We start from the raw sequence: 11,016 nt of genomic DNA, 5'->3' as shown, positions 1-11,016 counted from the left end.
ATCCGGGACGGACTGCCGCGGCACTATCGGCACCATGAAGACGATCTGCCGGCCCTGCGGGGCTCACTCGACATGGTGCGCCAGTTCACCCGGCATGCCGTCAATCCCTCGCGGCTGGCCTGCCGGTTCGATGCACTGACCGAGGACATCGCGCTCAACCGGCTCATCATGGCAGCGCTGACGCAGCTCTCGCGCCTTGCCCGGCACCCGGCCAATCGCCAGCAGCTTGGCGCATTGCTGGATCTCTATGACGGGGTGTCAGCGATCACGCCCAGTGCCGGGCGAAGGGTGAAGGTTCTTCTCGACCGCACCAATCGCAAATGGGCCGATCTTGTCGCCCTGGCGCGGCTTGTTCTCTCCGGCCAGTATCAATCGACCACCCATGGCGGGCAGGCGGGCTTTGCGCTGCTGTTCGAGATGAACGCCCTGTTCGAAGCCTATTGCACGCGGATGCTCACCCGATCCCTCGCCGCAACGCCATACACGGTGAAGAGACAAGGCGGGCGGCGTTCCTGCCTGACCGATAATCGAACAGGTGCGCCGGTCTTCGAGACGCGGCCGGATATCCTCGTTCGCAGGGGCGATGACATCGTCCATATCATCGACACCAAGTGGAAGCGGATGGCGCGTCCGGACCGCGATCCGGATCCCAAGTGCGGGATGGCACAGGGCGATGTCTACCAGGTAATGGCCTATGCCGGGCTCTATGAGGTGTCGCGACTGACGCTGCTCTATCCGCACCATGCCGGGCTCGGTGAAGCCGACGGGGTCAAGGCCAGGTTCGGGATCAACCCGGGCCAGGCGCAGCTCGCCGTGGCGAGCATTGACCTGACCGATCCCGATACGATCAGGGAGCGACTGAGGCGCCTCGTGATCGACCAGGTCCCGGACCGCGGTTGAACCAGGGTGCAATGCGGGGGAAGTGGAACGGCGTCCACACTTAGGCGGCTGTCCTAGAAGTCCTCTTCCTCCTTGGCCTCATCCGGGTCGTCCCACCCCAGTTGAGCGAGCGTCTGACGCGCCCCTTCCTTCAGTCGGGTGCGGATCTCGACCAACTCGTTCTCTGGAGTCCATGGATGGCCCATTCGGGCGTGGTGCGGTATTTCACCGAAGTGCTTCTCGTAGAGCCAAATCGTGCGCCTGTAACGGGTGTTCTCGTTGATCGCATCCATGACATGTTTCGTGATCTCGTCAGCGAGTTCGCGCTTTCTGGGGTCTTCAGGGGATGCCTCGAGCTTGAACTTCTCGGCATAGGCCAGGACAAACTTCATCGCCTTGAGATCCCCCTGCATCGCCATGGCGGCCAACTGGCTCACCATCACGTCGAAGGTTGTGCCCTCAACCTCTTCACCATTGCGCTTGTAGGTCACGGTCTTTGTCATCTCGGCCCTGAACGCATCCTCAAGGCTTGGCTGTTTGGCGTCGGCGCCGTCGCTCTTTTTGGGCCGGCCCGAGGGATTGCCCGACTGGCCCTTCTGGAAGCGGGCATGTTTCGGGGGGCGGCCATAGCCAACCGCCGGCTCCTCGTCGGGATCGCTCTTGTCCCAGTCAGAACCGCTCATGACGCCGCCTCCAGGTCTGGCCCGCTGCCGTCAAGCGAGGCCGCCGGGTAGCCGTCCGGCAAGTCTCCCGGGTTGTCTTCCTCCAAGCCTTTCTGCGAGTCCTCCGTTTCCACCGCCAGCCGGTCTGCCGCCACTGCCTCGAACGTTTCCCCGGTATCACTCAGCATGGCCGTCTTGCCCGTGCGGGCCTGCCAGCGCCGGATGGCGGCATCGACATAAAGTGGATCAAGTTCCATGGCCCGCGCCTGCCGCCCGCTGCGTTCCGCTGCCAGGAGGATGGTGCCGGATCCCGCGAACGGGTCGAGCACCAACTCATTGTGGTTGGAGCAATCCCGGATCGCATCAGCAATCAGGCCCACCGGCTTGACCGTGGGATGGGTCGCCAGATCTTCATCCCGACCCCGGCCAAAACCGTTGGCGCCGCGATAGGCCCAGACATTGGTGCGATAGCGGCCGTGCTTGCCCAGTTCCACCGTGTTCACATGCGGGGCGGTGCCGGACTTGAACACGAAGACCAGTTCGTGTTGCGAACGATACAGCGTTCCCATCCCGCCCGTGCCCTTGTCCCAGACCACCAGGTTCTTGAACGCCTCGAACCGCGCTTCCCCGGCGGCCATCACCTCGCCGACATGCCGCCAGTCCATGAACACCATGACGATCGCCCCATCGACACTGAACGCGGCCAGGTTCCCGAATACCGTTTCGAGGAAGTCCGTGAACCCCGCCCGGTCCATCTCCCCGGCGGCCATGGCGAACTCGCGATGCCTGACCTTGCCAAGGCCACTGACATGGCCGGTGATCGGGACATTGTAAGGCGGGTCGGTGATCACCTGGCGCACCCGCTCATCCCCCAGCAAGCGCTGATATGAGGCCTCATCAAGGGCGTCGCCGCACAGCAACCGATGATCGCCGAGCTGCCACAAATCACCGGGGCGCGAGACGGCCCGCGCGTTGTCCCCTGGCCCGTCCCACTCATCATCGCCTTCCGGCGCGTCGGGTTTCGCGTCCAGCAACAGGTCGATCTCGGCGGTCTCAAAGCCCGTGATGGTGACATCGAAGTCGATGCTCGGATCGCTCAGAACCTCGATCTCTGAGGCCAGGATCTCGAGGTCCCAGCTGGCATTGAGCGCGATCTTGTTGTCCGCGATCATCAAGGCGCGCTTGTCGCGGTCACTCAGATGCCTCACCGTGATTGCCGGCACGGTTTCGAGACCAAGCTGCGCGGCGGCTGCCAGCCGGCCATGGCCTGCGATCAGAACCCCGTCCTCATCGACCAGCACCGGGTTGGTAAAGCCGAACCGCTCGATGCTGCGCGCGATCTGCGCCAGCTGCCTCGCACTGTGGGTTCGGGCATTGCGCGGATGCGCCGTTAACTCGGACGTCTTCTTGTAAGCAATCTTCAGGGTTGATCTGGGCACAACCATCCTCCTCGCCGAATGAGACATTCGTCGTTTCAAAAGCCGATGAAGATGCTGGTGTCACACATCTCGCGAAGGGAAACCGAAGCCAACCTGTGTGCAGCATGACGCGCCTGCGCCGGCCCAGTTGATCGGATCAGCTTCCCGTGCCACCCTGGTACCGATTAACCGCTTCCAAGGTGACGGCCCAATTTACCGCCTCGGCCCAATCCGGACAATCCGACCGGAGGGAAACGGTTTTCCAAGTTTCAGAAGAGTCCGACTCGTGGAGCGTTCTGAAAGCTAGAACTATTTTCTAACATCGGCCCGGTTTGCCATTTTCCAGGCTCTGGCAAGGAAAGCGACCCAAGCGAATCGAGTGGCATGATTCGGCGAGTGCAATGAAGCGGGGTAGCCGGTAAGCGCCAGGCTTCCGCGCGCCTCGAACAAATCTCCCCCAGACCCGAGTGCCTGAGGGCGGAACGGTCGGACGTGTGGGCGACAGGTAGGAGCGCCCACAGCTACATCAGCGCACGATTTCATCTCTCGGGCCGCCAAGCCATTACAGTCAACTGGTCAACTTCCTTCGAAGTGAGTGGCCTTTCGGGGATGCTGACAACGCTGCGAAGCCAGCTAGCCTGAAACTAGGCAAAAGCTGTCTGACAGGGTTGTCAGACGCCAAGCACGTCTTCCTTCCCCGAGGTCTATCCGTCATTGTGCGAGTTTTTTGGCTGGAAATAGGTGCGTTACCCCAGCGCCCGTTTAGGCTCTCTTGGATGCGATCCGAGCAAATGTCCTGCCATCCACCGTTTGCGGGAGTCAAGCGCATCGCCTCTGCCAGACGACCTAACTTTGCGGTTGTTCAGCCCCGATGGGCCCGCTCCTCAACGTGTGAATGTCAGAGAAGCATATGTCGCCGGGATTGCAGGTAAGTGCAATGTCGACCGCTGGACTGATTTCATCAGACTCGTGTCAAACTGGATAGGTATTAACCGAATTCGAGGTAAATACATCTGTCGCCTTGTTGACCATCAAGGCATGATCTTCCGCAGATTCGACGGTTTCTAAAATCTATTAGGCTCTCGCTAGATAAAAACAGCGAATATTAGAAAAACGTTCTAACTATGTAAACTGTATCGCTTTTTCAGACTCCGCCATTGTGCGGCGCCCTACTCGATCAGAGTTGAGTGTTGGCCGACAACAACGTCCGCCATTGGCGGCCAGGCATGAGCTTGACGTATCTCATTTTGTGATCATAGCATGTGATCAAAATAATACGGGTTAACCGTAGCCGGGCCAACAGCCCGTGCAATAGGGCAATCAAGCCCGAAGATTGGAGGAGACGATGAACTATGTGGAGCGAATTGGAATAATCGCGTCAGGAGTATCGGTGATCTGCGGAATGCTTCTGACCGCAGCGCCTGCGTCAGCCCAAGAGGGCACTTTTCCCAGCCAGACGGTCGAGATCGTTGTCGGCCGCAGTGCCGGTGGCGGCATGGACCTGCATGCCCGCGGTCTGGCGCCATTCCTGCAAAAGCATCTGCCAGGTGATGAGTCCGTCATCGTGACTAACCGCCCGGGAGCCGGCGGTGTCATCGCCCTGACCTCGATCTGGGACGCTGAGCCTGATGGTCACCAGATCACTATGACTATCACCTCGAGTGACATCATCAACAGCATCGTCAACGACGATGTCGCCTGGAAGCTGTCGGAATTCGATTTCTTGGGCAGCCTATATGCTGCCGATACCGGATTGCTTGTTCGATCCGATCTCGGATGGGAAACCATCGACGATATGCGCGAGGCCGCCGGTGATGAACCGATCGTGTTTGGAACCACCGGCGTCGGCAGCACGGCCCATATCGAAGGGCTGTTCCTCTATGACCAGCACCTCGGTATTCCGGTCCGGTTTGTCCACTATCCGGGCACTTCCGACGTGATGTTGGCCGTCGCGCGCGGTGAGGTCCATGCCACCTCGTTCGGTGTGAACACTGCGGCGAATTTTGCTGAAGGCGATGAAAGCCTCGATATGCTGCTCGCCTGGTCGGAGGAACCGGTCGAGTTCTTCGAAGACGTGCCGACCGCCCTCGAGGCTGGCGTCACCCAGGAGGAGTTTGACACCGCTCCGCCGGTGATGGGTCAATGGCGCGGGCTGATGACCACGCCGGGTACGCCGGAACCAGTTCTCGAGATTCTGCGCCAGGCCTTTGCCGATGCCATGAACGATCCCGAATATGACGAATGGCGTCTGCAGGCCAATTTGCCCAAACGGGCACTGATCGGCGAGGAGTTCACAGAACTCGTTGAGCGGATCGAAGCTGGCTATGAAGCTATAGGCGACGAGCTCAAAGAGCTCATTCAGTAACGCACAGACAGGGGGGCGCTCGACGCCCCCTTGTCATATGCGCTCGTGAAATGCCGGGACGCGGCAACATGCCGGGCCTGGCAACTCCAACCGGGGTGAGATGGCATGTCCCGAAGAATAGATCTTTCCGAAATCTCCATTCTCGCCTTGATCGGCATCGTGACAGTCGTGTTCGCCATTGATGTGGGCAATTACTCGTCTGGCGCCCGTTTCGTGCCGACGATCTTTCTGGGCATCACCGCGATCCTGCTCGCCTTGAGGGTTCTCGTTCTGGTGCGCCGGGCTCTTGGCCCTCAAACAGGGGACGATGAAGTTCAGCAAGCAGATGGCGATCCCGAGCACGATGAATCGACACCGCACCCTGAAAGACCCTCATTCTCTCAGCTATTCCAAGAATACGGATCTATTCCCCGCACGATACTCGTGATCGTTTCTGTATTTCTGTACATCTCCATCATCTATTTTTTTGGATTTTACTTAGCAATACCAATTTTTGTTTTTGCTTTCTGTAAATTTATCGGAAATCTGAGTTACAAGGTTTCGTTCCTGAATGCCCTGCTGACCTGCATCGCCAGCTATATCATCTTCAACATGGTGTTGAAGCTGCCCGATCTCGACGGAATCGTGAAGATTCCGACGATCCTGGGATAGAGCCGGTTTGTGCAAAACACGGATTGTGAATGATGTTTGAAAGTCTGCTTTCCGCGTTGCTGGTAGTGTTTTCTTGGCCAAACCTGTCCTTTCTGCTGGCAGGTGCCGCATTCGGCTTTTTCGTCGGAGTTATCCCGGGTTTGGGCGGCGCTGTCGCCCTGGCCCTGCTGATCCCGCTGAGCTTCAATCTCGATGTTTATCCGGCGGTCATCCTGCTTATCGCGGCAATGGGCGGGGTGGAGTTCGGCGGCGCCATTTCAGCGATCCTGTTCAACGCTCCCGGGGGACCGACCAACCTGGCAACAGCCCTGGACGGGTACCCTGCAACCAAGGCCGGCCGCGCCGGTGAGGCCATCGGGGCGGCAGCCATGGCTTGCGTGTTTGGTGCGCTATTCGGTGTCGGGGTGGTCATCGCCATCATGCCAGTCATGCGTGCCACGGTGCTTGCCTTTGGTCCACCTGAACTTTTCTGGCTGGCGATATTCGGGCTGACGTTGCTGGCCGCTGTTGCGGGGCGGTCCCTGCTGCTCGGATTGCTTGTGGCATCCTTTGGTTTCCTATTGAGCTTTATCGGCCTCAACCCGGTCACGGGGGGGTATCGCTTCACCTTTGGCAACACCATACTTTGGGACGGGCTGCCCCTGGTTGCCATGGTGCTCGGCATTTTCGCCGTGGCGGAACTGATGCATGTCGCAGTTCATCGCGCAACCATCGCCGAACAGGACGTGACCTCAGGCACCCGTGGAGTTGGCCGGGGGATCGTTTTTTGTCTCAGGCGCTGGGCGCTGTGTGTCCGCTCCTCGATCATCGGGGTGCTGATCGGTGCCATCCCTGGGATCGGCGGCAGTGTGTCTGTTTTCGTCGCCTATGCGCATGCCAAGAAAACCTCCAAGTCGCCCGAGACATTCGGTACCGGCAATCTTGAAGGGGTGGTCGCCCCAGAATCCAACAATGACGCGAAAGATGGGGGCAGCCTCATTCCTCTGTTTGGATTGGGTATCCCCGGCAGTGTCTCGACGGCAGTGTTGCTAGGCGGTCTCACTATCCACGGCCTTAATGTCGGACCGAGATTCCTCAGCGATCATCTCGACATAGCCTATCTGATTGTAATCGGCCTCGCCCTCTCAAACATCATCGTGGCGGGACTGGGCCTGTCGATTGTGGGGTTACTCACCAGGCTCACCAAGGTGCCGATCGGTGGGCTGGCGCCGGTGCTCATAACTCTGTGCCTATTCGGGGCCTATTCGCTGCGCTTCGAGATCTATGACCTGATGCTTACGGCAGTGTTCGGGCTGATCGGCTATCTGATGATCAATGCCGATCTCCCGAGGGTTCCGCTGATCCTCGCGCTCATCCTGGCACCGATCGCGGAAAAGAACCTGCATATTTCGATGCAGATTTCCCAATGGGATCCCAGCATTCTGATCATGCGGCCGATATCCGCCCTACTCGTTATCTTTATCGCCTGGATACTGCTGGTGCCCCCGGTCTGGAAATACGTCAGGAAAAGGCGGGCCGCCGCCCGCAGGCAGATCGTAGACGGCGCCTGATCGCCGTCTCAACACGGAGTAAGCCTATGTCAAACCCCACGGTCCATGACCAGCTCGTTGCAGCCCTCAAAAGATGTGACGTGGGCCTGGCCGCCAGCTTGCCCGACGATTGGATAACACCGACCCTGCAGCGGCTTGATCGCGAGCCGGGAATTGCCCACATTCGCGTGGCCCGCGAGGCCGAGGCGGTCGCGGCGGCAAGCGGCGCGTTCTTCGCTGGCGCGCGATCGGTTGCGGTCATGGGGGCCACCGGACTGTTCACCTGTCTGGGTGAGCTGGCGACGCTGAACCTTCGTCATCAGATCCCGTTGTTCATGCTGGTCTCCGAGCGGGGCAGTCGCGACGATCACCGCATTTATCAGGAAGTCCAGGGCCGTCGGATCAAACCTGTCCTCGAGAGCCTGGATTTCCCCTATTTCCGCATCACCTCGACCGCGGATATCGAGGAACTGCCTCACGCTTATGAATGGTGCCGGATGCAAAAGCGCCCCGTGATCGGGTTCCTCGCCAGAAAACTGCTGAAAGGTTGATTACAATGGAGATTAAAGAAACCTTCGGTTTGATGGCCCGGCACACCGACGATGTCATTGTCGTGTGTGCCCTCGGTATGTCCGCCAATGAGTGGTGGCAAGTGACCGGTTCGGAAGACACCTTTTACATGCACGGAGCGATGGGTTTTGCCTCCTCCTTTGCTCTCGGCTTGGCCGTAGCCATGCCCGACAAGCAGGTATGGATTATCGATGGTGACGGTTCGCTTTGCATGAATCTCGGCACCCTACTGACCGCCAGCGGGCAAGGGCCGGCCAATCTCAAGCACTTTGTGCTCAACAATGGAGTCTACCAGACCGTCGGTGGCGTGCCGATGACCGGCGCCAGCCGCAGCAGTTACACCGCCATAGCCGCCGGCGCTGGTGTGGAACGGTGTTACACCGCTGATTCTATGAATGCGTTGAGCGCGGTCCTGGCTGACATCAAGAAGCCCGGGCACTGCTTCATCGACCTTCAGGTCGAACGCGATGACGGACCAATCCTGGCGCCACCTCAGCCCTTCGAGGGCCCGGAAATGAAATACCGATTTGGCCGCGCTATGGAACGGCGCTTCGGGATCGAAGTGTTCGGGCCCGAGGGTTACTAACCGGGAAACGCCTGAACGCTGCGAGGCAAGCATGCCGGATAAGAACCTACCTGACCTCGTGATCGACGGCGCCCGGCCCTGGAATCAGGCTGAGGCCGTCTCGATAGCGATTCAGGGTGGTCGCATCACCGGGTTCGGCGCGGCGCAGGATGTCTTGGGGGGCACCCGGATCGACCTCGGCAACATGGCTGTCTACCCGGCTTTTGTTGAACCCCACATCCATCTGGACAAAGCGCTGACTCAAACCCGGGGGCGGGCGCGCAGTATTTCGGAGGCAGCTTCGATATCGCGGGACGTCCTGCGCGATGGTGAAGCTCTTGAGGGAAGGGTCAGCATACTCCTGTCAGAATTGGTTCGGCATGGGGTATGTGCGGTTCGTAGCCACGTCAATGTTGGCCCGGGATACGGGCCTGAAACCATCGACCGCATTATTCGGGCTGCAGCGCCATACCGAGACAAGATTGAGCTTCAATTGGTGGCGTTTGCTGGCTCTGACGTCAAGCCGGGTGCGTCCACATGGCGTAATGTGGCAAGGGCAATTGAACAGGGCTGCATCGCCATCGGCGGTGGGACTAGTCGCCGTGCCGACCCCGGACCATTTGTCACTCAAGTCTTCGATCTTGCGGGTGAGAAGGGTTGCGATGTCGATTTGCACGTTGATGAACATCTTGAGCCGCATTGCCACGGGTTGGAAGCGGTACTGAACGAGATGCACAGGTCGGGGTTCTCCGGTCGAGTGACTGTCGGCCATTGCTGCTCTCTCGGCGTGGTTCCTCCAAGCCATCGTTCAGAATTGATTGAGCAGTTGCGCGAGTTGGACGTTACCGTGATCGCTCTTCCGCTAACCAACCTGTTTCTGCAAGGTAGGAGTGATGCGGGCCTGTCGAATGCCTTTCCAAGTCCTCGGGGTGTAACGCCGGTTCGCGAGCTCGTTGCAGCTGGCGTACGCGTGATTACCGGATCCGACAATATTCAGGATCCTTATCTGCCTTATGGCAATGGCGATCCAATGATCGCCCTCATGGTGTTGGGAATTGCTGCGCAGCTCACGGAACCCGCGGAGCTGGATTGCCTAAGAACAGCGATGACTTCAAGTGCAGCAACAACATTGGGGTTGAAACGATACGGTCTGGAGGTTGGCTGCAAAGCTGACCTAGTCGGATTTGATCAGCCAAGCTTCGCCCACACCTTTACCATGCCGTTGAGTAGACAACTCGTTGTGCTTGGGGGCAATTTGGTGGTGGGCGACCCGCAACGGGGTAGCCCGTGAAATCTGAACAAGTTCACATTCTCCACACTCATGATGGTTCATAACCTTTTCGTTGGGAAGGGCGGCGCCATCACAGCCGGAGAGCGCCAGACCGGAAGAGGGGCGGGCGACCCGGATGTGTCGGATCGCCCTGTCAGGGCATTGACGGGATTGCGGGGGGGTAACCGCCGTCATTCACCCAGACGAACCGAGAGGACGGTCAGCCGGAGATGGCGGCCGTCACGGGCGGTCCAGGGAATGGTCTGACCCGCGCGCAGGCCGATCAGGGCCGCGCCGATCGGGGTCAGCACCGAGACCTTGCCTGCATTGATGTCGGCCTCTCCGGGATAGACGAGCTGGAAGGTGCGATCGAATCCGTCGGTCGTCTTGAACGAGACGATGGAACCCATCCCGACAGCGTCGGCAGGGAACCTGTCCGGCGTGACGATCTCGGCCCGGTCGAGCTCGATCAGCAGCTGTTCGGCAACATCGGCCATCGGGCCGGTGATGCCGTTGGCCATGGTGGTCAGCCGGTCATGATCCCGGGCATTCAGCACAAGGGGAGGCAGGGTTCGGGTAGTGGCAGTAGCTCTCGACATGGTGCACACGATCTTCTCCGGTCGAGCGGACCGGAGGCTCAGGGTTCAGCGGTGATGGTGAAGGCGCCGAAGGCGCTGATCGTGACGAGGCGAAAAGCGCTCCTCCCGAAGCTCGGGAGGCGCACATGGCCGAGCTTCGGGCTACGCTCCCGTTACCGGGTGTCCCTTGAGAAGGCGCAAAACTGTTAGCTGTGCTCGGATGTTCATCCCGGCATAGCGCCAGCTTTCAATTTTGAAGTCAAGCTTCATTGATCGAAACATCGACTCAATGGGCATGCCGACTTCACCCCCCCAAGACCCGACCCACAAGACCTGACCCAAAAGACCTGCAGCGCTTCGATCACGAACAGGCGCTGAGAAGCCGAATGAAAAACTGTGCTAAGGCCATTCGCTAGGAGGGGCAGGCTTTTTCTCTGATGAGCAGCAAATTGAAGCGCCAAACCTCGATAGCGCGAAGTCGCCGGCTTATAGTGAACCAACACTTCAAGCCATGGAGAATATACCGATG

Annotated in this window: 10 protein-coding genes; 7 read left to right on the top strand and 3 right to left on the bottom strand. The window is 59.3% G+C overall.

From position 1 onward, the window contains the following. The coding region (locus G489_RS20135) for an McrC family protein (protein WP_035872442.1) at positions 1-900 on the top strand (900 nt) is incomplete at its 5' end. Between the two features lie 53 nt (positions 901-953). Here the strand turns inward: G489_RS20135 and G489_RS21865 are convergent. Together G489_RS21865 and G489_RS20125 are read right to left on the bottom strand one after the other, a co-directional pair. Continuing rightward, a complete protein-coding gene (locus G489_RS21865; protein ID WP_029041536.1) occupies positions 954-1,562 on the bottom strand; it encodes a DUF5681 domain-containing protein in 609 nt (202 codons plus the stop codon). After that, on the bottom strand, positions 1,559-2,980 hold the full coding sequence (locus tag G489_RS20125) for a site-specific DNA-methyltransferase (RefSeq protein WP_245578881.1): 1,422 nt from the start codon (positions 2,978-2,980) through the stop codon (positions 1,559-1,561). Before G489_RS20125 ends, G489_RS21865 begins: the two co-directional genes overlap by 4 nt. 1,381 nt (positions 2,981-4,361) lie before the next feature. Here G489_RS20125 and G489_RS0110765 point away from each other — a divergent pair. From G489_RS0110765 to G489_RS0110740, 6 genes are all read left to right on the top strand, one after another. Further along, positions 4,362-5,324, top strand: coding sequence for a Bug family tripartite tricarboxylate transporter substrate binding protein (locus G489_RS0110765; RefSeq protein ID WP_029041548.1), 963 nt, complete (start codon positions 4,362-4,364; stop codon positions 5,322-5,324). Positions 5,325-5,429: 105 nt separating this feature from the next. After that, positions 5,430-5,975 (top strand): tripartite tricarboxylate transporter TctB family protein, encoded by a 546-nt coding sequence (locus G489_RS0110760; RefSeq protein ID WP_029041547.1) that lies wholly within the window; start codon positions 5,430-5,432, stop codon positions 5,973-5,975. 29 nt (positions 5,976-6,004) lie between these two features. Then, the gene (locus tag G489_RS0110755; RefSeq protein WP_051332541.1) at positions 6,005-7,525 is read left to right on the top strand and encodes a tripartite tricarboxylate transporter permease; all 1,521 of its coding nucleotides are present in this window, start codon (positions 6,005-6,007) and stop codon (positions 7,523-7,525) included. Positions 7,526-7,551: 26 nt separating this feature from the next. After that, positions 7,552-8,055, top strand: a complete 504-nt coding sequence (locus G489_RS0110750; RefSeq protein WP_035872457.1) for a thiamine pyrophosphate-binding protein — start codon at positions 7,552-7,554, stop codon at positions 8,053-8,055. Positions 8,056-8,060: 5 nt separating this feature from the next. Further along, positions 8,061-8,660 (top strand): thiamine pyrophosphate-dependent enzyme, encoded by a 600-nt coding sequence (locus tag G489_RS21860; protein WP_051332540.1) that lies wholly within the window; start codon positions 8,061-8,063, stop codon positions 8,658-8,660. Positions 8,661-8,691: 31 nt separating this feature from the next. Continuing rightward, positions 8,692-9,930: an amidohydrolase family protein gene (locus G489_RS0110740; protein ID WP_029041544.1), complete on the top strand. Its 1,239-nt coding sequence runs from the start codon at positions 8,692-8,694 to the stop codon at positions 9,928-9,930. 170 nt (positions 9,931-10,100) lie between these two features. Here G489_RS0110740 and rnk read toward each other — a convergent pair whose 3' ends face one another. Continuing rightward, positions 10,101-10,508: a nucleoside diphosphate kinase regulator gene (gene rnk, locus G489_RS0110735; RefSeq protein WP_035872456.1), complete on the bottom strand. Its 408-nt coding sequence runs from the start codon at positions 10,506-10,508 to the stop codon at positions 10,101-10,103. Positions 10,509-11,016 lie beyond the last annotated feature (508 nt).

The sequence above is a fragment of the Cucumibacter marinus DSM 18995 genome (assembly GCF_000429865.1).
Taxonomy (GTDB): Bacteria; Pseudomonadota; Alphaproteobacteria; order Rhizobiales; family Devosiaceae; genus Cucumibacter; species Cucumibacter marinus.
Note: the sequence above shows the minus strand (reverse complement) of the source record. Positions and strands in the feature narration are given on the sequence as shown.

Coding starts and splice junctions, on each gene's coding strand:
- rnk (WP_035872456.1), bottom strand. CDS start 10,508: ATGTCGAGAGCTACTGCCACTACCCGAACCCTGCCTCCCCTTGTGCTG.
- G489_RS0110750 (WP_035872457.1), top strand. CDS start 7,552: ATGTCAAACCCCACGGTCCATGACCAGCTCGTTGCAGCCCTCAAAAGA.
- G489_RS0110755 (WP_051332541.1), top strand. CDS start 6,005: ATGATGTTTGAAAGTCTGCTTTCCGCGTTGCTGGTAGTGTTTTCTTGG.
- G489_RS21860 (WP_051332540.1), top strand. CDS start 8,061: ATGGAGATTAAAGAAACCTTCGGTTTGATGGCCCGGCACACCGACGAT.
- G489_RS0110765 (WP_029041548.1), top strand. CDS start 4,362: ATGCTTCTGACCGCAGCGCCTGCGTCAGCCCAAGAGGGCACTTTTCCC.
- G489_RS0110760 (WP_029041547.1), top strand. CDS start 5,430: ATGTCCCGAAGAATAGATCTTTCCGAAATCTCCATTCTCGCCTTGATC.
- G489_RS21865 (WP_029041536.1), bottom strand. CDS start 1,562: ATGAGCGGTTCTGACTGGGACAAGAGCGATCCCGACGAGGAGCCGGCG.
- G489_RS0110740 (WP_029041544.1), top strand. CDS start 8,692: ATGCCGGATAAGAACCTACCTGACCTCGTGATCGACGGCGCCCGGCCC.